Origin of the sequence: Micrococcus sp. 2A, from assembly GCF_039519235.1 — a bacterium.
In the GTDB taxonomy this organism is placed as follows: Bacteria; Actinomycetota; Actinomycetes; order Actinomycetales; family Micrococcaceae; genus Micrococcus.
In genome coordinates this window covers 497,779-519,639 of record NZ_CP154351.1, presented here as the reverse complement: position 1 = coordinate 519,639, position 21,861 = coordinate 497,779, and the positions used below count along the sequence as shown (strand labels likewise).

16 protein-coding genes and 1 pseudogene are annotated in these 21,861 nt (G+C 74.1%); 5 read left to right on the top strand and 12 right to left on the bottom strand.

All coding sequences use genetic code 11. The features are described 5' to 3' along the window. Window positions 1-71 precede the first annotated feature (71 nt). A complete protein-coding gene (locus AAG742_RS02420) occupies window positions 72-1,559 on the top strand; it encodes an MFS transporter (RefSeq protein ID WP_343282235.1) in 1,488 nt (495 codons plus the stop codon). A gap of 37 nt (window positions 1,560-1,596) precedes the next feature. Here the strand turns inward: AAG742_RS02420 and AAG742_RS02415 are convergent, their stop codons facing one another. The 6 genes and pseudogenes from AAG742_RS02415 to AAG742_RS02390 form a co-directional block, all read right to left on the bottom strand. Further along, window positions 1,597-2,406: an ABC transporter permease gene (locus tag AAG742_RS02415; protein WP_248115501.1), complete on the bottom strand. Its 810-nt coding sequence runs from the start codon at window positions 2,404-2,406 to the stop codon at window positions 1,597-1,599. A 198-nt stretch (window positions 2,407-2,604) separates the two neighbouring features. Then, window positions 2,605-3,300: pseudogene (locus AAG742_RS02410) on the bottom strand (ABC transporter permease); the annotation flags it as partial. Window positions 3,301-3,474: 174 nt separating this feature from the next. Further along, window positions 3,475-4,416, bottom strand: a complete 942-nt coding sequence (locus AAG742_RS02405; RefSeq protein WP_343282415.1) for an ABC transporter ATP-binding protein — start codon at window positions 4,414-4,416, stop codon at window positions 3,475-3,477. Window positions 4,417-4,471: 55 nt separating this feature from the next. Continuing rightward, complete coding sequence (locus tag AAG742_RS02400; RefSeq protein ID WP_298985592.1) at window positions 4,472-5,377, bottom strand: bifunctional methylenetetrahydrofolate dehydrogenase/methenyltetrahydrofolate cyclohydrolase; 906 nt, start codon at window positions 5,375-5,377, stop codon at window positions 4,472-4,474. Window positions 5,378-5,473: 96 nt separating this feature from the next. Next, window positions 5,474-6,754: a serine hydroxymethyltransferase gene (glyA, locus tag AAG742_RS02395; RefSeq protein ID WP_343282234.1), complete on the bottom strand. Its 1,281-nt coding sequence runs from the start codon at window positions 6,752-6,754 to the stop codon at window positions 5,474-5,476. Window positions 6,755-6,975: 221 nt separating this feature from the next. Beyond that, entirely contained in the window at window positions 6,976-8,541 is a 1,566-nt protein-coding gene (locus AAG742_RS02390) for a hypothetical protein (RefSeq protein WP_343282233.1), read from the bottom strand. A 176-nt stretch (window positions 8,542-8,717) separates the two neighbouring features. Here AAG742_RS02390 and purU point away from each other — a divergent pair, with 176 nt between their 5' ends. Further along, window positions 8,718-9,626, top strand: a complete 909-nt coding sequence (gene purU, locus AAG742_RS02385) for a formyltetrahydrofolate deformylase (protein WP_298714002.1) — start codon at window positions 8,718-8,720, stop codon at window positions 9,624-9,626. Between the two features lie 55 nt (window positions 9,627-9,681). Next, window positions 9,682-10,239: a gamma carbonic anhydrase family protein gene (locus AAG742_RS02380; RefSeq protein ID WP_298713999.1), complete on the top strand. Its 558-nt coding sequence runs from the start codon at window positions 9,682-9,684 to the stop codon at window positions 10,237-10,239. Window positions 10,240-10,307: 68 nt separating this feature from the next. Here AAG742_RS02380 and ugpC read toward each other — a convergent pair whose 3' ends face one another. The 5 genes from ugpC to AAG742_RS02355 form a co-directional block, all read right to left on the bottom strand. Further along, entirely contained in the window at window positions 10,308-11,582 is a 1,275-nt protein-coding gene (gene ugpC / locus AAG742_RS02375; RefSeq protein ID WP_298713996.1) for a sn-glycerol-3-phosphate ABC transporter ATP-binding protein UgpC, read from the bottom strand. A gap of 37 nt (window positions 11,583-11,619) precedes the next feature. After that, a complete protein-coding gene (locus tag AAG742_RS02370; protein ID WP_248115500.1) occupies window positions 11,620-12,435 on the bottom strand; it encodes a carbohydrate ABC transporter permease in 816 nt (271 codons plus the stop codon). A 110-nt stretch (window positions 12,436-12,545) separates the two neighbouring features. Beyond that, window positions 12,546-13,505: a sugar ABC transporter permease gene (locus AAG742_RS02365; protein ID WP_298713993.1), complete on the bottom strand. Its 960-nt coding sequence runs from the start codon at window positions 13,503-13,505 to the stop codon at window positions 12,546-12,548. After that, a complete protein-coding gene (locus AAG742_RS02360; protein ID WP_298714255.1) occupies window positions 13,502-14,758 on the bottom strand; it encodes an extracellular solute-binding protein in 1,257 nt (418 codons plus the stop codon). Before AAG742_RS02360 ends, AAG742_RS02365 begins: the two co-directional genes overlap by 4 nt. 126 nt (window positions 14,759-14,884) lie before the next feature. Then, window positions 14,885-17,605, bottom strand: coding sequence for an ATP-dependent helicase C-terminal domain-containing protein (locus tag AAG742_RS02355; RefSeq protein ID WP_343282232.1), 2,721 nt, complete (start codon window positions 17,603-17,605; stop codon window positions 14,885-14,887). 66 nt (window positions 17,606-17,671) lie between these two features. Here AAG742_RS02355 and AAG742_RS02350 point away from each other — a divergent pair, with 66 nt between their 5' ends. Beyond that, window positions 17,672-19,519 (top strand): glutaminase, encoded by a 1,848-nt coding sequence (locus AAG742_RS02350; protein WP_298713985.1) that lies wholly within the window; start codon window positions 17,672-17,674, stop codon window positions 19,517-19,519. 65 nt (window positions 19,520-19,584) lie between these two features. Here the strand turns inward: AAG742_RS02350 and AAG742_RS02345 are convergent, their stop codons facing one another. Then, window positions 19,585-21,162 carry a TIGR01777 family oxidoreductase gene (locus AAG742_RS02345; RefSeq protein ID WP_298713982.1) on the bottom strand — a complete coding sequence of 526 codons (1,578 nt, stop codon included), beginning with the start codon at window positions 21,160-21,162 and terminating at the stop codon, window positions 19,585-19,587. A gap of 56 nt (window positions 21,163-21,218) precedes the next feature. Here AAG742_RS02345 and AAG742_RS02340 point away from each other — a divergent pair, with 56 nt between their 5' ends. Beyond that, window positions 21,219-21,812 carry a methylated-DNA--[protein]-cysteine S-methyltransferase gene (locus AAG742_RS02340; RefSeq protein WP_298713979.1) on the top strand — a complete coding sequence of 198 codons (594 nt, stop codon included), beginning with the start codon at window positions 21,219-21,221 and terminating at the stop codon, window positions 21,810-21,812. Window positions 21,813-21,861 lie beyond the last annotated feature (49 nt).

The following is a 21,861-nucleotide window of genomic DNA, read 5'->3' as shown; positions in this document are numbered from 1 at the left end:
CTGGCCACCATCATCCCGCACGCGGGCGCCGCGCTCCGAATCGAGCGGCGCACGGGCCCTATCCTTGGGCGGTGACCCCCACCTCCTCTCCCGCGGCCGCGCCCGGCCCCGCAGACGCCCACTTCACCCCGGAGCAGCGGCGCGTGCTCGCGATCCTCCTGATGCCGCTGTTCCTGTCGCTCATGAGCGTGTCCGTGGTGAACGTGGCCCTGCCCGCGATCGAGGCGGGCCTGGGGGCGAGCAGCGCGGACCTCCAGTGGGTGCTCTCGGGCTACACCCTCACGTTCGGCGTCGTCCTCGTGGCGGCCGGACGGGCCGGCGACCTGTGGGGCCGCAAGCCGCTGTTCCTCGCCGGGATCGCGGTGTACGTCCTCGGCTCGCTGCTCGCGGGCCTGGCCTGGAGCCCCCTGGTGCTCAACGGTGCCCGGCTCCTGATGGGCATCGGCGCGGGACTGTTCAACCCGCAGATCATCGGGGTCATCCAGTCCACCTTCTCCGGGCGGGCGCGCGGCACGGCCTACGGGATGTTCGGCACCGTGATCGGCCTGGGCGTGGCGGTGGGGCCGCTCCTGGGCGGGCTGCTCATGGGGCTGCTCGGTCCGGAGGCGGGGTGGCGCGCGTCGTTCCTCGTCAACGCCCCGATCGGGCTGCTGGCCCTGCTCCTGGGCGTGCTGTGGCTGCACCCGCCGACGCGGACCGCCGCCGTCGTCCCGCGCGGGCTGCGCGCCCTGGATCCCGTCGGCGTCGTGCTGCTGGGGGCGGCCACCGTGTCCCTCATGCTCCCGTTCATCCTGCCGGGCACCTGGTGGCTGCTGGCCGTGGCGGCCGCCCTGCTCACCGCGTGGTGGCTGTGGGAGAAGCGGGTGCGGGCCGCCGCCCCGCACACGGGGGTCCACCCCATGGTGGACCCGGCCCTGCTGCGGCGCCCCTCGTTCACGTTCGCCACCCTGCACACCTCCGTCTACATGGGCACTATGCCGGGCGCGTTCGCCGTCATCGCGGTGTTCGTGCAGCAGGGCCTGGGGCACTCCGCCCTCGCGGCGGGCATGATCACCCTGGCCTCCGCCCTCCTGGTGACGGCGTCCTCCACGTGGATCGGCTCGCAGGTGCACCGGTTCGGCCCGTGGTTCGTGTTCACGGGCGCGGCCCTGGGCGTGGCCTCCATGCTCGCCCTCATGCTCGCCTTCGTCCGCGTGGCCGACGGCGCGTGGCCCCTCTGGACGCTCGCCGCGCTGCTCATCCCGCAGGGCGCGTCCCAGGCGCTCATCATGACGAGCGCCCAGGTGCTCATGATGGACGACGTCCTCCCCGAGGAGGCGGGGTCGGCCGGCGGCGTCGCCCAGACCGCGCAGCGCGTGGGCACCTCGATCGGCCTGGCCATGGTCACCGGCGTGTACTTCTCCGCCCTCGCGGGCACGGGCCACGCCCCCACCGCCCACGAGTACGGCGTGGCGGGCGGCAGCGCGCTGGCGGTGGTGGCCGGCAGCTGGGCCCTCGTGCTGGTCTCCGCGGGCGCGGACCTGCTGCGCCGCCGTCGGTCCCGGGCCCGCGCGGCCTGAGCGGCACCACCGACGCGCGGCACCGGGCCGGGCACCCTCAGCGCAGGAACAGCGCGCCCAGCCGCCGCGAGGTGAGCCACACGCCCACGGCGGCCATCGCCACGAAGTAGGCGACGTGCCCGAGCGTGCCCCACGTCATCACACCCACCGCGAGCGCGCGCATCATCTCCACGGCGTGCCACAGCGGGAACACCTGGATGACCCCCTGGATGGCCGGCGGATACACGCTGAGCGGGAAGAACGTGGCGGAGAAGAGGAACATCGGCATGAGGACGATCTGGATCCAGTCCATGTGCTGGAACGTCTTCATGAAGCTGGTGACCGCCATGCCCAGGGAGGCGAAGCCGAGCGCCACCAGCAGCGCGCCCGGGATCATGAGCACGGCCGTCCACGACGTGACCAGGCCGGCGACCGTCATGACGATCAGGAACCCGACCGCGTAGATGAGCCCGCGCAGCAGGGCCATGGCGATCTCGCCGACGGCCACGTCCAGCGGCCCCAGCCGGGTGGCGAGCATGGTCTGGTACGTCTTGGCGTAGCGCAGCTTGAAGAACACGTTCCACGTGGAGTCGTAGATCGCGCCGTTCATCGCGGAGACCGCCAGCAGCGCCGGGGCGATGAACATGCCGTACGGGACGGGCGTGCCGTCGGGACCCGTGACGTCGCCGACGAGCGTGCCCAGGCCGATGCCCATCGAGGCCAGGTACAGCACCGGCTCGAAGAAGCCGGAGAAGAACACCACCCAGTTGTTGGACTTCAGGGAGAGGAGGGCCCGCTCCATGACGGCCCGCACGTTCCCCGAGTACATGCCGGACAGCGGGCCGCGGCGCACCGTGATGGGCGGCATGGGCGGCACGGCGTCCGCGGCCGACCCCACCGCCGCGGACGACGACGCGCCGGGCCGGGCGGCCGACGCCGCCTCGGCGGGGCTTGGCCTCCCCCCGAGGCGGGAGGCGGTGCGCGTGCGGGGCACGGCGACGGCGTCGCGATCCGGGGCACCCCGCCTCCAGCCGAGCCGGCGCGTGTAGACGCGGACGGCGAGCCACGTGCCGATGCCGGCGAGGGCGAGCAGGACGAGCAGGTGCACGGCCGTGAGCCAGGCGGGCTCGGCCATGCCGTAGGAGAGCACGCGGCCGAGCTGGGCGGCGTGCCACTGCGGGGAGATCCAGCCGATCCACCGCAGCCACACGGGCAGGGCGTCGAGCGGGTAGAACGTGGCCGAGAAGAGGAACAGCGGCATGATCACGAGGCGCTGCAGGGTGGCGAACTGGCCCTTGTCCTCCGTGAGGGACGCCGCGAACGCCATGATCGGCGCGCCCACGGCCAGGCCGCCGAGCGTGGCCGTGAGCACCTGCAGCCAGCCCCACGGGCTCGAGACCACGCCGAAGGCCAGCATGACCGCGAAGAACACGGCCGCCTGGAAGAGGAACCGCAGGCTCACGGCCGCGAGGTGCCCGAGCGCGATCTGCGCCGGGGACAGCGGGGTGGCCTGCGCGGCGTAGTACGTCCTGTGCCACTGGAACCCGCCCATGACGGGGTAGGAGAACTCCACGGAGGCCGTCATCAGGGCGCCCGAGGCCAGCAGCGCGGGGGCGATGAACGCGACGTAGGAGACGCCGCCGAGGGCCTCCTGCGGGGCGCCACCGCCCATGAGCTGGGCGAGCCCGAGGCCCATGGCGAGCAGGTAGAGGAGCGGCTCGCCGAGCGCGCCGACGATCAGGACCGCCCCGTAGCGGCGCATGGTCCGCAACGTGTGCTCGGCGTAGAAGAGCACGCCACGGGCCCGCACGCGCTCGGCGCTCTCGGCCGCGGAGATCGGGGGCCGCAGGGGGCCGGCGGTCGTCGGGGCGGCGGCGGGCGCCGTCGTCGGGGGCGAGTCCGGGGCGGGCGGGGTGGAGGCGGAGGCGGCCACGGCTCAGTCCACCAGGGTGCGGCCGGTGAGGATGAGGAACACGTCCTCGAGGCTCGCGCGGCGGGTGAGGGTGGTGGCGGGGGCGGGCACGGCACCGTCGTCGACGAGTCGCTGGAGCGCGTGCTGGAGGTCGTCCGCGCGCTCGGCGTAGAGGAGGACGCGGTCGGGCAGGACCTCCACGCGGTGCACGACGCCGTCGCCCACATGGGCTTGCAGGGTGCGGGCGGCGGCCTCGTTGCGGTCCGTGCCGAAGCGGGCCTCCAGGACCTCGCGGGAGGCGTGCTCGCGGATGAGCTCCGCGGGCGTGCCGGCGGCCATGATCTCGCCCGCGTCCACCACCACGAGCCGGTCGCACAGCTGCTCCGCCTCGTCCATGTAGTGCGTGGTGAGCAGGAGGGTGGTGCCACGCTCCTTGAGCCGGTAGAGGCGGTCCCACAGGGTGTGGCGGGCCTGGGGGTCCAGGCCCGTGGTGGGCTCGTCCAGGAGGAACAGGGCCGGCTCGTTGACGAGCGCCCGGGCGATCACGAGGCGGCGCTTCATGCCGCCGGAGAGGTCGGCGACCTTGGCGTCGGCCTTCTCGGTGAGCTGGGCGAACTCGAGCAGCTCCTGCGCCTTGGGCTTGAGGTAGGAGTACGGCAGGCCGAAGTAGCGGCCGTAGATGAGGATGTTCTCCCGCGCCGTGAGCTCCTCGTCGAGGTTGTCCTGCTGGGGCACCACGCCCAGGTGCGCACGGACGGCGGGGCCGTCGTCCTCCGGGTCGATGCCCATGATGCTCAGCTCGCCCGCCGTGCGCTGCGACGTGCCGGCGAGCATGCGCATGGTGGTGGACTTGCCCGCGCCGTTGGGGCCGAGCAGGCCGAAGCACTCCCCGGGGCGCACGTCCAGGTCGATGCCCTTCACGGCATGGAACTCGCCGTACTGCTTGCGCAGGCCGCGCGCGCGGATGACGGGGGCGGCGGTTTCGGGCGTGAGGGCGGGGCGCCCGGCGGTCTCGGGCGCGTCAGCGGAGGGAGTGGTGTGGATCACAGGGAGGGATCCTACGCGAGGCCGCCTCCACCACGTTGGCCAGGAGCATGACGCGGGTCATCGGACCGACGCCGCCCGGGTTCGGCGCCATCCAGGACGCCTTCTCCTTCACGGCCGGGTCGACGTCGCCGAGCACGCGGCTCCTCCCGTCCTCGCCGGTCACGCGGGAGACGCCCACGTCCAGGACGATCACGCCGTCCTTCACCTGCTCGGGCTTCACCATGTGCGCGGAGCCGGCGGCGGCGATCACGACGTCGGCCTGCGCCAGCAGCTCGTCCAGGTTCGTGGTGCCCGTGTGGGCCAGCGTCACGGTGGCGTTGACCTCGCGGCGCGTGAGCACCAGTCCCGCGGGACGGCCGATGGTCACGCCGCGGCCGATCACGAGGACGTGCTTGCCCGCGAGCTCCACGCCGTGGTGCTTCAGCAGCTCGACGCACCCGGCGGGGGTGCACGGCAGCGGCGAGTCCAGCTCCCCGCCCACGGAGGCCACGAGGCGCCCGAGGTTCATGGGGTGCAGGCCGTCGGCGTCTTTGTCCGGGTCGATGGCCTCGAGGACCTTCTGCGTGTCCACGTGCTTCGGCAGGGGCAGCTGGACGATGTACCCGGTGCAGGCCGGGTCCTCGTTCAGCTCCCGCACGACCTCGAGGATCTGCTCCTCGGTGGCGTCCGCCGGCAGCTCCTTCTGGATGGACTCGATGCCCACCTCGGCGCAGTCGCGGTGCTTGCCGGCCACGTACTTCTGCGAGCCGGCGTCCTCCCCCACGAGCAGCGTGCCGAGCCCCGGGGTGATCCCTCGCTCGGCGAGGGCCTGCACGCGCCCGCGCAGCTCCTGCTTGATGGCGGCCGCCGTCGCCTTGCCGTCCAGCACCTTCGCGGTCATCGCACGCTCCCCTTCGTCGAAATGCACATCGCCGCGGAACAGTCTCTCGCATCCGGAGACCGCCCCGCGGCGCATGTCAGCGGCCCGTGGCCGATGTCACCAGGACTCGAGGCCCTCGTACAGCGGGAAGTCCTCGGTCAGCTTCACCACGCGGGCGCGCAGCGCCTCCACGTCCGGGCTCGGCGTGAGGGCGGCCGCGATGATCTCGGCGACCTCCCGGAACTCGGCCTCGCCGAACCCGCGGGAGGCCAGGGCCGGGGTGCCGATGCGCAGGCCCGAGGTGGTCATCGGCGGGCGCGGGTCCCACGGCACGGAGTTGCGGTTCACGGTGATGCCGACCTCGTGCAGGATGTCCTCGCCCTGCTTGCCGTCCAGCTGGGACTCGCGCAGGTCCACGAGCACGAGGTGGACGTCCGTGCCGCCGGTGAGCACGGAGATGCCCAGCTCCGCCATGTCCGGGGCGGTGAGTCGCTCGGCGAGGATCTGGGCGCCCTGCAGGGTGCGCTCCTGCTTCTCCTTGAAGTCCGCCGAGCCGGCGATCTTGAACGCCACGGCCTTGCCGGCGATCGCGTGCATGAGCGGCCCGCCCTGCTGGCCGGGGAACACGGCGGAGTCGATCTTCTTCTTGAGCTCCTCCTTGGCGAGGATGAAGCCGGAGCGCGGGCCGGCGAGGGTCTTGTGCACCGTCGAGGTGACGACATCGGCATGCGGGACCGGGTTCGGGTGCAGGCCGGCGGCCACGAGGCCCGCGAAGTGGGCCATGTCCACCCAGAGCTTGGCGCCGACCTCGTCGGCGATCTCGCGGAACGCCGCGAAGTCCAGCTGACGCGGATAGGCGGACCAGCCGGCGACGATCACCTTCGGCTGCGCGGCCTTCGCGGCCTCGCGCACCGTGTCCATGTCGATCCGGTAGGTGTCCGGCTCCACCTCGTACGCGGCGATCTTGTAGTTCTTGCCGGAGAAGTTGATCTTCATGCCGTGGGTGAGGTGGCCGCCATGGGCGAGGGACAGGCCCATCATGGTTTCCCCGTGGTCCAGCAGCGCGGTCATCACGGCCACGTTGGCCTGCGCGCCGGCATGCGGCTGCACGTTGGCGTGCTCGGCGCCGAACAGCTCCTTCGCGCGCTGGATGGCCAGGTTCTCGGCGACGTCCACGAACTCGCAGCCGCCGTAGTAGCGGCGCCCCGGGTAGCCCTCGGCGTACTTGTTGGTCAGCACGGAGCCCTGGGTCTGCAGGATGGCGCGCGGGACGAAGTTCTCCGAGGCGATCATCTCGAGGGTGCCCCGCTGGCGGCCGAGCTCGTCCGCGAGGGCCGCGGCGATCTCCGGATCCACCTCGGAGAGGGGCTGGGTGTTGATGTCGGGCGACTGCGTCACGGGATTTCCCTTCGACTGGGGGCAGCGGGCACCGGAACGGGCCGGTGCCGCCCATCCTAGTGATCCGGCGGACACCGCGCGGCTCCGCCTCCTCCGGACGCGTGCGGAGGCGCGGCGGTGCCGGACGCCCTCGGCCGGACGCGCCCCGACGAGGCGACCCCCGCCACCGTGACCGGTGGCGGGGGTCGCCTCAGGGGTGGGCCGGCACGCCGGCCCCGGGGTCAGCGCTTGCCCCAGCGGCGCTGCTGCGCCTGGGCCAGCTTGTCCTTGAGGGTGGAGGCGGCCTTCTTGGCCAGCGGCACGGCGGAGTCCACGGCCTTCTCCACGATCGGGGCGGCGGTGTGGACCGCCTTCTCGATGAGGGGGGCGGCCTTGTCCTTCAGCGGGGCGGCCTTCTCGGCGAGCGGGGCCGCCTTCTCCTTGAGGGTCTCGGCGGCCCTGCCGAGGATGCCGGACTCGTGCGCGGCCTCGTCCGGGGAGACGGCGACGACCTCGTCGTGGCGGTCCGGGGCGGTGAAGGCCACGCGGCCGGGGACACCGGGGGTGCCGTCCACGACGGGACCGCGCGGAGCGGCCGGGGCCTCCGCCGCGGGGATGGGCGTGGTCGGGTGCGACTCCGCGGTGCCGATCAGGCCGGGGGCCTGGGCGGACGCGCGGGGCGTGGTCGCGGCTGCGGTCGTGGTCGTGGCGGCGGCAGCCGGTGCCACCTGGTCGTCCACGGTCACGCCGGTCCCTCCGGCGACGCCGGCGCTCACGGAGGCCGCGGCGGCACCGGCGGCGGAGATCCCCGCGGCCGAGCCCTGCTTCTCGTCCCGCAGGACCTGCCCGGCCACGGGGGTGACGGGCGTCTGGCTGGAGGACGTCGGCGCGGGGTCGACGGCCGGCGCCAGGACCGGCGGGACCATCGCCTCGGCCGGGGCGTCCTCGGCGTCGTGCTCGGCCGTGACGGCGGGGGCGATGGTCTCGTCCGCAGCGGCGGTCTCAGCAGACTTCACGGCCGGGGCGGGCTTCACCGCGACGGCGGGCTGCGCCGGCTCGGCCTTCACGACGGGCTCGGCGGGCTTTGCCGGCTCGGGCAGGTCCACGCCGCCCTGGTTCTCGTCCACCACGACGCCGGTGCCGCCGGCCACGCCCGCCGCGCCGAGGCCGAGGGTGCCCTCGGACGTCGAGGACGCGGAGTCGGTGCGCTCGGTCACGGGCAGCGCGACGGTGGCCGGGGCGGCGGCCGCGGGCTTCGTCACCGCGGAGGTCTCGGCGGCGGGCGCCGCGTCCTCGAGGGCCTCGGCGGCGATCTCGGCGGGAGTCTGGTCCGGCAGCGCCTCGACGGCGGCCGCGAGCGGATCGACGGCCTGCGGGGCGGGGGCGGTCTCGGCGGCCTCGACCGGGGCCGGCGAGGCGGTGGAGCCGAAGGACGGCGCGGGCTTCAGGGACGCTGACGGCGCGGGGGCGGACGTCCCAGCGCCCTTCTCGCCGATCGCGGTCGCGTCGAAGGCGCGGAGGGCAGACGCGCCGGCGCCGTCGGCCTTCGACGCGGTCGCCGTGTCGTCTGCCGGAGCGGCCGTCGCGTCCAGCGAGGAGAGGCGGGTGCGGGACTGCTCGTCCCCGGCGGGGCGCACCGTCGTCGCGGTGGCCTCGGGGCGCGCGGCGGCAGGGCGGACCGGCTCCTCATGGCGCATCTCCACGACGTCGTCACCGCGCCCGCGGCGGGACATCAGGGCGATCAGGAGGGCGATGGCGATCAGGACGATGATCGCCCCGATGATCCAGTACAGCTGGGCATTCGTCATGAGGGACTCCTCGGTAGCTCGGGGCGGCCGGCCAGCCCGGCGCCACCGTCCGACCCTCACCGGCGAGGCGGTGTGGCGGACCAGCTCTCAGGGTGTCACACTGACCCGCCCCGGGGCCACGATGCGCGGCCCCGTCATGAAGCAGACGGGCACCGACGCGTGGCTAGCATCGGGGCATGGACCCCGCCCTGCCCTCCCCCGCCGCACCGCTCGAGCCTCCGCCCGGGGAGAACCCGTTCGTCCTCACCGTCGCGTGCCCGGACCGCAAGGGGATCGTGCACGCGGTGTCCGGGGCGCTGCTGGGCGCCGGCGCGGACATCACGGAGTCGCAGCAGTACGGCTCCCCCGACTCGGGCGACTTCTTCCTGCGGGTGCAGTTCACGACGCCGGAGGCGCGCTCCGCCGTCGAGGCCGCTCTGGCCCCGGTGCGCGCCGAGTTCGGGGTGCGCGCCCGGCTGTGGGACGCGGGCCGCCGCATGCGCACGCTCGTGATGTGCTCGAAGGACGGGCACACGCTCAACGACCTGCTGTTCCAGCAGCGCGCGGGCAGCCTGCCGATCGAGGTGCCCGTCGTCGTCTCGAACCATCTCGACCTGCAGCCCCTCGCCGCCTTCTACGGCGTGCCCTTCGTGCACGTGCCGATCTCCACGGACCCGGCGAGCCGCTGCACCAAGGCCGCCGCCGAGGCGCGCCTGCGCGAGCTGATCCGCGAGCACGACATCGACCTCGTGGTCCTCGCCCGCTACATGCAGATCCTCTCGGACGAGCTGTGCCGGGACCTCGAGGGCATGGCCATCAACATCCATCACTCGTTCCTGCCCTCGTTCAAGGGGGCGCGGCCCTACCACCAGGCGCACGAGCGCGGCGTGAAGATCATCGGCGCCACGGCCCACTACGTCACCGCCGACCTCGACGAGGGGCCGATCATCGCCCAGTCCGTCCAGCCCGTGACCCACGCCCAGACCGCGGAGGACTTCGTGGAGCGCGGCCGGGACGTGGAGGGCTCCACGCTCGTCCAGGCCGTGCGCTGGCACGCCGAGCACCGCGTGCTGGTGGACGGGAGGCGGACGGTGGTGTTCGCGTGAGGCGGCTCGTCACGCGCCCCTGACGGCGGCCGCCCCGCGTGCGTACGCTCGTGGCATGGCACACATCCTCACCGTCCAGGGCGCCACGCCCCGCATCCACGAGACCGTCTTCCTCGCCCCCACCGCCGCGATCACCGGCGACGTGGAGATGGCCGAGCGCTGCTCCGCGTTCTACGGCGTCTCCGTTCGCGGCGACTCCGCGCCCATCCGCGTCGGCGAGCGCACCAACCTGCAGGACAACGTCGTCCTCCACGCGGACGAGCACGTCCCCTGCACCCTCGGTGCGGGCGTCTCCGTCGGCCACGCCGCCGTGGTGCACGGCGCCACGGTCGGCGACGACTGCCTCATCGGCATGTCCGCCACCGTGATGAACGGCGCCGTGATCGGGGCGGGCACCCTCGTGGCGGCGGGCGCCGTCGTGCTGGAGGGCACGCAGGTGCCGCCGGGCTCCCTCGTGGCCGGCGTCCCCGCCACGGTGCGCCGCCCCCTCACCGACGAGGAGCGCGAGGGACTGAAGGCCAACGCCGCGACGTACCTCGAGCTGGCCGCCGCCCACCGCGCCGCGGTCGTGACGGAGGAGATGCCCGGGGAGGAGACCGTCACGCAGCCCTGACCTCCCCCGGAACGCGACGCGGCCCCGACTCGATCGAGTCGGGGCCGCGTCGCGTTCCGAGGGACGCCTCAGGCTCGCGGTGCGGCGTCCCGCTGGGTGGCGAGCTCGATCTGCCGGCGGCGCTCGTCCGCGGCACGGCGGGTCAGCTCCGCACCGGCCTCCGGATCCCGGGTCAGGTTCTCCCCGGACTCGGGGTCGAACAGGTGCAGGCGGGAGGTGTCCACCCACAGGTCCAGGGGCGTCCCGGGGCGGGCCAGGGACTCCGCGGAGAGCGTGGTCACGACGACGGGGCGCATCTCGTCCGCGTCCAGGTCCTTCGCGAGGTCTGCGAGCACGCCCGCGACCTCGGGGTCCGGCTGGAACTCGATGTAGCCGTACTGCTCGTGGCCCAGCCACTCGAGGTGGGTGAGGGAGGCCCGGAACACGGAGCCCGCCGCCTTCTTGTCCTCGTCCACGAGGGAGGCGTCCTCGAAGAACTCAGGGCGCAGGCCCACGAGGACGAGGCCCCGGCCGGCGGCCGCGCGCGCCTTCGCCTCGGGGATCGGGATGTCGCCGATCGGGGAGGACAGCACGTGCCGTCCGCCCTCGGAGCGCAGAGAGGCGGGCAGGAAGTTCATGGACGGCGAGCCGATGAAGCCGGCCACGAACAGGTTCAGCGGCTGCTCGTAGAGCTCGCGCGGGCTGGCGACCTGCTGGAGCACGCCCTTCTTGAGCACGGCCACGCGGTCGCCGAGCGTCATGGCCTCGGTCTGGTCATGGGTCACGTACACGGAGGTGGTGGCCAGGCGACGCTGCAGCTGGGAGATCTCCGCGCGCATCTGGCCGCGGAGCTTGGCGTCCAGGTTGGAGAGCGGCTCGTCGAAGAGGAACGCGTCCGCCTCGCGGACGATCGCGCGGCCCATGGCCACGCGCTGGCGCTGGCCGCCGGAGAGGTTGCCCGGCTTGCGCTCCAGGTGGTCTGTCAGCTCGAGGACGCGGGCGGCGTCGCGCACCTTGCGGTCGATCTCCTCGTCGGAGGGCTTGCCGTCGCGGACGAGGCGCAGCGGGAACGCGATGTTCTCGTACACCGTCAGGTGGGGGTAGAGCGCGTAGTTCTGGAACACCATCGCGAGGTTGCGGTCCTTGGGGGCCGCCTCGTTCACGCGGCGCCCGCCGATCAGCAGCTCACCGTCGGTGATGTCCTCGAGGCCCACGATCATGCGCAGGAGCGTGGACTTGCCGGAGCCGGAGGGGCCCACGAGGATGACGAACTCGCCGTCCTCGATGTCGAGGTTCACGTCCGAGATGGCGTGGTAGCCGTCGTCGTAGGTCTTGTCGATGTGGTTCAGGGTGATGGAGGCCATGGGGTGGGTCCTTTCGGGAAGGTCTCGTTCGCGGGCCTCAGCCCTTGACCGCGCCGTTGGTCAGACCGGCGACGATCTGGCGCTGGAAGAGCAGCACCAGGATCACGATCGGGATGGTCACGATGATGGCGGCCGCGGAGATCGCGCCCGTGGGCGACTCGAACTGCGAGGCGCCGGTGAAGAAGGCCAGCGCGGCGGGGACCGTGCGTGCGTCCTCGGTGGAGGTCAGCGAGATGCCGAACACGAAGTCGTTCCACGCGATGAAGAAGGCGATGATCGCCGTCGTGAAGACACCGGGGGCGGCCAGCGGCACGATCACCTTGCGGAAGGCCTCGAGCGGCGTGGCCCCGTCCACCTGAGCGGCCTGGTCCAGCTCCCACGGGATCTGCCGGAAGAACGCGGTCAGGGTCCAGATGGAGATCGGCAGCGTCAGGGACAGGTAGGGGATGATCAGGCCGAGCCAGGTGTCGTAGAGCCCGAGCGTGCGCCACATGTTGAACAGGGGCGTGACGAGCGAGATCACGGGGAACATGGACACCATGAGTGACACGGTGAGCACGAGCTTCTTGCCCGGGAAGTCCAGGCGGGCGATCGCGTAGGCGCACAGCGTGGCCAGGACGACGGCGATCAGGGTGGCGATCACCGTGATGCCGATCGAGTTGCGCAGCGCCGTGAGGAACAGCTCGCGGGAGCCGCCCACGAAGATCTCCTCGTAGTTGACCGTGGACCACTGCGTGGGCAGCAGCTTCCCGTTCGCCAGGTCCGCGGGCGTCTTGAAGCTCGTGGCGAAGATGGAGAACAGCGGGAAGAGGCACCACACGCCGATCACCACGGCGAGGAGCCACCACAGCAGGCTCTGGCGGGCGGCGCCTGGACGGCGGGCGGGGGTGTGGCGGTCGACGGGAGCGGTGGTCAGCTCGGGGTGGTCGGCGGGTTCGACCGACGGGACGGGGACGGCGCTGCTCACTTGGAACCTCCTCGGTCGGCCAGGTCCACCTTGAAGACCTTCATCGCGATGAACGCCATCAGCGCCACGCACAGGAACAGGAGCACGGAGATCGCGGAGCCCATGCCGATCTCGAGCCGTCCGATGGAGGTGCGGTAGGCCAGCAGCGAGAGGACCTCGGTGCCGTAGGCGCCGTTGGTCATGATGTAGATGGAGTCGAAGATGCGGAACGCGTCCATCGCGCGGAACAGCACGGCCACCATGATGGACGCCTTCATGGTCGGCAGGATCACGAGGCGCATGCGCTGCCACCACGAGGCGCCGTCCACGGCGGCTGCCTCGGTGAGGTCGCCCGGCACCTGGGCCAGGCCGGCCAGCAGGAGCAGGGAGATGAACGGCGTGGTCTTCCAGATCTCCGAGAGCATGATCACGGACAGCGCCGTGGAGCCCTGGGCGAACCAGTTCAGGTCCGCGCTGATCCCCGGCACCCAGTCGAACCAGTGGTTGATGAAGCCGGAGTCGATGGAGAACATGTAGAACCACGCGAAGGCGGACACCACGGTGATGATGCCGTAGGGCACCAGGATCATGGTGCGGATCAGCCCGCGGGTGCTCGTGATGGCGTGGTGCATGGCCAGGGCCAGCAGGAAGCCGAGGATCAGCTCCACCACCACGGTGACCAGGGTGATCAGCAGAGTGATCCCGAGATCCCGCCAGAAGACCGGGTCGGAGAGGATCACGCCGTAGTTGCCGAGCCCCACGAACTCCCGCTCCCCCGGCGCCGTCAAGCGGTAGGTGAACAGCGAGTCGTAGAGCGCCTGCAGGATCGGGTAGAGCACCACGAACAGCATGACGAAGAACGCCGGGCCGGCGAGCATCCAGCCGAGGCGGGCCTCGGACGTCGCGCGAGCGGACTTCCGACGGCGCGGCCGGCGCGACTGCTCCGGTGCGGTGATGGACGTGACAGCGGTGCTCACAGCAGGCGCTCCCCTCGGAGGACTTCCTGGATGAAGGCGTCGGTCTCGGCCGGGGTGACGGCCGGGTCCACGTTCGACGGCGGCGCATAGCGCTGCTGGATCGCGGTGGACACCTCGTTGTAGTACGGCGTCTGCGGGCGCGGTGCGCCCTGTTCCAGGGACTCCCGGATCGTGGGCGCCATGGGGTACTTCTCGATGACCTCGGGGTCCTCGTAGGCGACAGGGTCGGCCGGCGGGTTGCCGTTGTCCCGGAAGTACTGGGCCTGGTGCTCGGCGGTGGTGATGCACTGGACCGCCTTCCACGCGAGGTCCGCGTGCTCGGACTTCGCGCCCACGCCCAGGTTGATGCCGCCCACGGGCGGGGCGGAGTCCTTCGCCTGCGTCGTCTGGGGGTAGAGGGCCCAGCCGATGTCCTCGGGGAGGTCCTCCGGCAGGGAGCCCTCCTTGACGGAGGCGAGGGTGGCCGGCCACACGAACGGCCAGTTCACCATGAAGGACCCGGACTCGCCCTGGAAGAGCAGCATGGAGGCGTTCTCGTCCTGTGTGGGGAGGCCGGCGCTGCCGAGCCCCTCCTTGCCGATCGTGGAGATGATCTCGGCGGCCTTGCGGCCAGCCTCGGACCCGAAGTTCGTCTGCACCTCGTCCGCGGGCGCGTCGGGGTTGGCGAGGATGTGCTCGCCACCGCCCTCCACGAGGGCGTTGAGCCACACGGTCATCGACTCCCCGCGGGCGCCCTGGACGCCCAGCTCCTTGTCCTGCTCGCGGGCCACCTCGATGAGCTGGTCCCACGTGACGGGCTGGGACATGTCCAGCCCGGCCTCCTCGGCCACCGACTTGCGGTACCACAGCAGCTGCGTGTTGGCCCAGAACGGGACCGTGACGATCTCGTCCTTCCACGTGGCGCCGGCCAACGCACCCTCGAGGGCGTGCTCCCTCGCCTGCTGCTGCAGATCCTCCGGCACGGGGGCCAGGAAGCCGGGCTCCGCGAGCTCGGGGACGAAGGGCGGGTCGAGGGACATGATGTCCATCGAGGTGTCGCCCGCCGCGAGCCGGCGCGTCAGCTGCTCCCGCTGGGAGGCCGCGTCCGTGGGCAGCATGGACGTCTCGACGGCGTACTCGCCGCCGGCCGCGTCCGTGCACTGCTTCGCGATGGCCGCCTGCCCGCCGTCGTCCGGGTTGGTGTACCAGGTGAGGGTGGGCGCCCCCTCCTCGGCCGGCGCGCATCCGGCCAGGATGAGCGCTCCGGCGGTCATCACGGAGGCCATCGTCGCCCCCCGTGAGAGCCGAGCCCGCTGCTGTCTCGTCACTGCAAACCTCGTTCGCTCCGGAAGATGTGACACACACCCTACTCCTCGCGGATGCGCGTGGCCCACCTCACATCAGGCGCCGGCGGCGCGCTTCGTCTTCGCCGTGGGCGACGCCGTCGCGGGGTCCTCAGGCCACGGGTGCTTGGGGTAGCGGCCCCGGTTCTCCGCGCGCACGTGGGCGTAGGGCCCCGCCCAGAAGGAGGGCAGGTCCGCGGTGACGGCGAGCGGCCGCCCCGCCGGGGAGAGCAGGTGCAGCACCACGGGCAGCCGGCCGTCCGCCACGGCGGGGCTCTGCGCGGCCCCCAGGAACTCCTGCAGCTTGGCCGCCACCACCGGCGCCGTCTCCTCGTCCGTGGCCGGGTACTCCACGGCCGCCGTCCGCCCGCTGGGGATGGGCAGCCGTTCGGGGGCCAGCTCGTCGAGGCGCCCGGCCTCCGGCCACGGCAGGATCCCGCGCAGCAGCCCGGCGACGTCCACGGAGGTGGCCGAGCGGCCCGCCGCGAGCTCCGCCGCGATCCCGGCCACGAGCGGCTCGAGGTCCGGGAGGGCGGCGGCGGAGAGGTCCGGCCACGGGCGGCCCAGCACCCGGTGCAGGAGGTGGACGCGGCGGCGAAGGCGCTCCCCCGCACCTGGTCCGGCCCCGGGCTCGAAGCGGGCCAGCCCCTCCGCGGCCAGGGCGGCGCGCACGGCGTCCGCGGCCGCGGCGGCGTTGACGCGCGCGGGCCCCTCCGCGAGCGGGATCGCCCCCAGCATCGTCCTGCGGCGGCCCGTGAGCCGTCCGCCCTTCCACGCCGCGTCCGCCTCGTCCCGGAGGAGTGCCGCCGCGGCGTCCGCGGCGATCTCCCGGGTGATCGGGGCGTCCGCGCGGATCACGGCGCCGGTGCCCTCGGCGTCGCCGGCGGCGCGGGAGGCCTCCGCGACGGCGAGCCACGCCGCGCCCCGCAGCTCTCCCCCGCCGCTGCGCGGCAGGGATGCGCGCGTCCCCGAGGCGAGCAGGTAGGCGTCCGTGTCCTCCACCCGCCGCGCCACCCGGCCCGGGGCGCTCAGTGCGACGACGATGCCCGCCGCGTGCGCGGCCCGGCCCCCGTCAGCGCCCCCGTCGGAGGCCCGGCCGGCGCGTCGCCCCGTCTCCCGTCCGCCGCTCGACCCCCGGGTCACGATCCGCTCGAGCCGCTCGGCCTCCCGCCGCCATCGGCCGGACTCGGGGTGGCCCCCACCCCGCAGCGCGGCGAGCAGCGCCTCGAGGTCGGCGCCGGGCGCGCGCACGTCGAGGGCGAGGAGGGCCACGGCCGCGGCGGCGGCGCGCGCGCCCACGCGGTCCGCGCCGGCCAGGAGCGCGTGGCCGAGCGCCGGGTCCACCGGCAGGCCGGCCAGGACCGTCCCGTGCGCCGTGATGCGGCCGTCCCCGTCCACGGCGCCGAGCTCGGCGAGCGTTCGACGGGCCTCGGCCATCGCGTCGGCGGGCGGGTCCTCGGGCAGCACCACGCCCTCTCCGCCCGGCGCGCCCCACGCGGCGAGCGCGAGCGCCACGGGGGCGAGGTCCACCACGGCCAGGGCCGGCGTCGGGGCGGCGGGGGCGGCGCCGAGGGCCGCGGCACTGTGGCAGCGCACCACCGTGCCGGGGCCGAGGCGGGCGGCGCGGCCCGCCCGCTGGCCGGCGGCCGCGCGGGAGGCCTGCACCGTGACAAGGCCGGTCATGCCGCGGCCACGGTCCCGCCGGGGCTCGCGCGCCAGCCCGGAGTCGACGACGAGACGGACCCCCGGGACGGTCAGGGAGGACTCGGCCACCGCCGTCGTGACCACCACGCGGGAGACCTCCGGCCGCGTGCGTCCGGCGAGGGCGGCGTCCTGCTCGGCGGCCTCCTGGCGGCCGTGCAGGGTGTGCACCTCGGTGCCGGGGGCGCGCCGCGTGATGCGCTCGGCCACCGCCTCCACCTCCGCGACGCCGGGGAGGAAGACGAGCGCGTCCACGGTGGGGTCGGCCGCGAGGGCCTCCGCGTGGGAGCGGACGGCGACGTCGGCCACGTGGTCCAGGAAGGCCCGCTCGACGCGGCCGTCCGCGGTGAGGCGCGGGGCGCCGAACGGGGCGTGCTCCTCGCGCAGCGGGTGCAGGACGGCCGGGGTGCGCACCACCGGGACGGCGTCGGCGTCGACGCCCATGCCGGCGGCCCAGCGAGCGGCCAGGGACTCGGCGTCCACCGTGGCGGACATGGCCACGAGCAGCAGCTCGGGACGCAGCTGCCGCAGGTCGGCGAGGAGGGCGAACAGGACGTCCGTGTCCAGGTCGCGCTCGTGGACCTCGTCCAGGATCACGGCACCGACGCCGTCGAGGCCCGGGTCGGCCAGGAGGCGGCGCAGCAGCAGGCCCGGAGTCACGAACTCGACCGCCGAGCGGCCTCCGCCCACCGACTCGCCGCGCACCGCGTAGCCGACTGCGTCGTCAGGATCGTCTGAACCGACGGCCATGTGCAGGCGCCGCCACGCGGCGCGCACGGCCACCCGGCGCGGCTGCGTGACCAGGGTGCGCCCGCCGTCCTGCCGCGCGAGCCGGACGGCGACGGCGGGCGGCACCACGGTGGTCTTGCCCGTGCCGGGCGGGGCGTGGACCACGGCGGCCCCGTGCGCCTCGAGGGCGGCCTCCAGCTCGGGCAGCACCGCGGTGACCGTGAGGCCGGCCCCGAGCGCATCGAGGGCGGCCGCGATCCGGCCCTGCGGCGTCGCGGGCGGGGCCCCCGGCCGGCGGGAGGCGACGGGGTCCGCGGGCGTGCGGGGGCGGCTGGCGGAGGTGGGCATCACCGTCCATTGTGGCGGCCGCCGCGGACCTGTCCGGCGCGCGGGGCACTGACTAGGCTGAGGCGCATGATGACTCCCGTCCAGGACCACCTCGACCGCCTGACCGCCGCCTTCCCCGGCGACGACGAGGGCAGGGGCGGCCTGGGCGTGGCCGTGACCCTCGTGGACGGGCACCGCTACGTCTCCGGCTCCTCGGCCGCCGTGCCGCTGGCGGCCCTGGCCTCCCCCGTCCTCCACGCCCTCGCCGTGGAGGACCTCGGCGCGGCGGGCGTGGCCGAGCGGGTGGGCGGCACGCCCGTCCCGGAGGACGACTCGCGGATCGAGGTGGAGGCGGAGACGGGACGCGCGTTCAACCCGCTGCAGAACACGGGCGTGGTGGCCACCGCCGCCCTCGTCAAGGGCCGCGGCGGGCGGGACCGGGCCGGACGCCTGCTCCAGCTGCTCTCCACCCTCCTGGACCGCGAGGTCAGCGTCACGGAGACGGCCGTCAAGGTGGAGAACCGCGCCCAGCACCAGACGCGCGCCGCCGCGTGGCTGCTGAAGTCCCTGGACGTGCTGGACACGGACCCGGAGCCCCTGCTCGAGGACATCGCGACCCTGCGCGCCGTGCCCGTGAAGGTCGAGGACCTCGCCCTCGTGGCGGGCACCCTGGCCCACGGCGGCATCCACCCCGTCACCGGGGCCCGCGTGCTGGAGGAGGAGACCGTCCGCGCCGTGCTCTCCGTGCTGGACTCGTGCGGCATGGACACCCGGCAGCCCCTGTGGGCGTACGACGTCGGCCAGCCCGGCTGGGCGTCCACCCGCGGCGGCACGATCATGGTGGTCGTGCCCGGGCACATGGGCCTGGCCCTGCAGGCGCCTGACCTGGACGAGCACCGCGTGTCCGCCGCCGGCATGGCCGCGCTGCGCTGCATCGTGGAGGACTTCGAGCTGCACCCCTCCGTGGTCACCGGCTCGCCCCGGGCCGCCTTCCGCGCCCACTACCGCGTGGACCAGGCACCCTCCGGCGCGGTGCGCAGCGCCCAGGTGCAGGACGCACTGGACGCGTTCGGGGACACGGTGCACGTGCTGGAGCTGGGCGGGCACGTCGGGTTCAGCCAGGTGGACGCGCTCGCCCGCGTGGTGCGCGGCCTCCCGGACGAGCTGGAGACCCTGCTCGTGGACATCCGGTCCGTCAGCACCGTGACCCGCTCCGCCCGCCTGCTCGTGGCGCGGTGGTTCGCCTATGCCCTGGACTCGGGGTTGGACGTGGTGCTCGTGGACCGGGACGAGGCCATGGTGGCGGAGCTGGTGGCCGCCGTCGAGGAGTCCGTGGACGTGAGCCTGCCGGATCCCCGCCAGGAGGCCGCGCGGGACCTCGAGTCCGCCCCGGACCGCCCGGAGTTCCTGTTCTTCGACTCCCGCTCCCGGGCCATCCAGTGGGCCGAGCAGCGCCTGCTGGTCCGTCACGCCCCGCAGCTGCTGCCCCACTCGCAGGAGGAGGCCGCGGTGGCGCCCCTGCTGCAGCACCTCTCCGCCGAGGACGCGGGCCTGCTCGAGTCCATGATGGACGAGCGCGTGTACACGGACGGTCAGATCATCCGCCGCGCGGGCCAGCCCTTCGGCGGCATCTACGTGATCACGTCCGGCCGCGTGGAGCTCACGGGGCAGGGCACGGGCGGGCGGCGCACCCGCAGGACCGTGCTCACCCCGGGGATGACCTTCGGCGAGATGGCGCTCGGCCAGTCCGGCCGCCAGCCCTCCACGGTGCGCGCCCGTGGGGACGTCACCGCCCGGGTCTTGACCGCGCACGTGATGTACGCCCTGCAGGAGGGGTCCCCGCAGCTGGCCATCAAGCTGTGGGAGGCGCTGGCGCGCGACGCCTTCACTGCCCTGGGCCAGCTCATCCGGGAGACGGGCGCCCTGCAGGACTGAGGGCCGACAGGCTCGGCGCGGCCGTCGAGTGGCGACCGCACCGCGCGGCGACCGCGGCGGGCGACTCAGCGCCCGAGCACGTGGCGCAGCGCGCCCTCCAGCTCGTCGTCCCGCATCGCATAGCCCGAGTCCACGAGTCGCCCGGCCTCCACCTTCTGGTCCGCGCGGACGGTCTCCGCGTCCCCCTCCGCGCCGAGCAGGAGCCGCGGCCCGAAGGCGGGCACCGGCAGCACGGACGGACGGTGCAGCACGCGGCCCAGCACGGTGGCGAACTCCTTGGCCGTGACGGGCTCGGGGGCGACGGCGTTGAGCGGCCCGGCCACGTCGTCGTCGAGCACCGCGTGAGCGAAGGCCCCGGCGACGTCGTCGACCCCCACCCAGCTGACCCACGGGCTCCCGTCGTGGCTCTCGCCGCCGGAGGTGGCCATGGGGCCGCCGAGCCCGGCGAGGAAGAGCGGCAGCACCTGCTGGAGCATGCCGCCGGCGGGGCTGAGCACCACGCCCACCCGCACGCGGGCCACCCGGGCGCCGAAGGCCTCGGCCCGCACGGCCTCGGCCTCCCAGTCCGCGCAGACCTCCGCGAGGAAGTCGTCGCCGGGCTCGAGCTCCTCCCCGAGCCCCGCGCCGAACGGGCCGGTGCCGGCGTGCGCGCCGTAGTAGCCGATGGCCGAGCAGTTCACGAGCGCGGGGACCCGGGGCAGGCGCCCCATCGCGTCGACGAGGGTGCGCGTGCCGCGCACACGGGAGTCGTGCACGGCCTCCTTGTGCGCGTCCGTGAAGCGGCCGGCGATCGGCTCCCCCGCGAGGTTGACGATCACGTCCACCTGGGCGAGCGCGGACTCGTCCACCCGCTCGCGCGCCGGGTCCCACAGGGCGGCGTCCGGGGCCGCAGCCTGCTCCGGGCTGCGCACGAGGCGGATCACGCGGTGCCCGCCGCTCATGAGCAGCGCGGTCAGCTGGGCGCCGATCAGCCCGGACGCCCCGGTGACCGCCACAGTGCGCGCGGGCCCGCCGGTGAGCGGGCCGGGGTGTGCGGCGTGGAAGGCGAGGTCGTCGGCCATCACGCGCGCGCGGTAGGCGAACTGGCGGCGCAGCTCGGCCTCGAAGCCGCGGCCGGCCCATGCGGCCGCGGTGCCGCCGATGCCGGGCACACGGCCCAGCAGCCCCTCCCCCGGCAGCACGTACTCGATGCGGTCCAGCACCACCGTGCCCGGGGTGCCGGCGGCCGTGTCCGCCTCGCCGGGGGCTGCGTCCTCCAGGGTGTGCGTGTGCGTCCAGGAGCGCAGGGGGCCCGAGACCATCTCGTCCCGGAACATCCGGCCCTCCTCGTACGCCGTGTGCCGCGCGTGCCACGGCACCTTGGGCGTGGCGGCCGCCGGGATGCGGGAGGACACGGCGTCCGGCAGCATGCCGGCCAGCAGGCCCCGGGAGGTGTCCGCGAGCAGTCCGAGCGAGCCCGGCGGGCTGATGCGCAGTCGGGTCTCCGAGCCGACCGCCAGGCCGTTCGTGGGCCCGTGCACGAGTTCGGAGGCGAACGGCGGGTTCATGCGCTGGAGCGCCCCGGGGTTGGCCAGCCAGCGGAACACGACGTCGCGGGGGTGGCGCAGGAGGGTGCGGTGCTTGAACACGTGGGTCTCGGTCATGCCCTCACCCTGGCACACCAGAGCGGGGCGCGCCCGGGCTGACGGACAATGGGGGCATGGACTTCGCCCCCGAGCTGCGCTGGACCGCCGCCGCCCTCCCCGACACGGGCCTGAACCTCGTGGCCGTGTACTCCCCCGAGGACCACACCGTGCGGGCCTCCGGGGTGGCCGTCCCCGAGGACGGCGAGCCGCACGCCGCGGCGATCGGCCGCCTCCTGCTGACGCTGATGGACCGACTGGCCGTGCTGGACCCGCCGACGGCGGACCGCGAGATGCACCCGCTGCCGGTCGAGCCCCGTGCGGGCGTGGCGAAGCCCGTGGCCGATGCGCTCGGGGCGTATGCGGCCGGCCACGTCGCCGCGCTCGACGCCCTTGCGGTGACGCAGCCGGGCACCGCCTTCCGCCAGGCCGCGTGGGCGGCGCTGCGGGGGATCACGCCCGGCGCGCCCGTCTCGTACACGGAGCTGGCCCAGCGCGCCGGGTCGCCGCGAGCCGTGCGTGCCGCCGGCGGGGCGTGCGCCGCGAACCTGGTGGCCGTCGTCGTGCCGTGCCACCGCGTGGTGCCGACCTCCGGCGGGGTCGGACAGTACCTGTACGGCCCCGCCGCCAAGCGGGCGCTGCTGGAGCACGAGGCGCGGCACGTGGCCTGACCCCCGGGCGCACGAGGGCCCCGGCACCATGACGGTGCCGGGGCCCTCG

Bases quoted from the DNA above. Each gene is read 5' to 3' on its own strand.
- AAG742_RS02415 (WP_248115501.1), bottom strand. From the start codon at position 2,406: ATGCCGCCCATCACGGTGCGCCGCGGCCCGCTGTCCGGCATGTACTCG.
- AAG742_RS02390 (WP_343282233.1), bottom strand. From the start codon at position 8,541: ATGACGAATGCCCAGCTGTACTGGATCATCGGGGCGATCATCGTCCTG.
- AAG742_RS02350 (WP_298713985.1), top strand. From the start codon at position 17,672: ATGATGACTCCCGTCCAGGACCACCTCGACCGCCTGACCGCCGCCTTC.
- AAG742_RS02345 (WP_298713982.1), bottom strand. From the start codon at position 21,162: ATGACCGAGACCCACGTGTTCAAGCACCGCACCCTCCTGCGCCACCCC.
- purU (WP_298714002.1), top strand. From the start codon at position 8,718: ATGGACCCCGCCCTGCCCTCCCCCGCCGCACCGCTCGAGCCTCCGCCC.
- ugpC (WP_298713996.1), bottom strand. From the start codon at position 11,582: ATGGCCTCCATCACCCTGAACCACATCGACAAGACCTACGACGACGGC.
- AAG742_RS02340 (WP_298713979.1), top strand. From the start codon at position 21,219: ATGGACTTCGCCCCCGAGCTGCGCTGGACCGCCGCCGCCCTCCCCGAC.
- AAG742_RS02360 (WP_298714255.1), bottom strand. From the start codon at position 14,758: ATGACCGCCGGAGCGCTCATCCTGGCCGGATGCGCGCCGGCCGAGGAG.
- AAG742_RS02355 (WP_343282232.1), bottom strand. From the start codon at position 17,605: ATGCCCACCTCCGCCAGCCGCCCCCGCACGCCCGCGGACCCCGTCGCC.
- AAG742_RS02380 (WP_298713999.1), top strand. From the start codon at position 9,682: ATGGCACACATCCTCACCGTCCAGGGCGCCACGCCCCGCATCCACGAG.
- AAG742_RS02400 (WP_298985592.1), bottom strand. From the start codon at position 5,377: ATGACCGCGAAGGTGCTGGACGGCAAGGCGACGGCGGCCGCCATCAAG.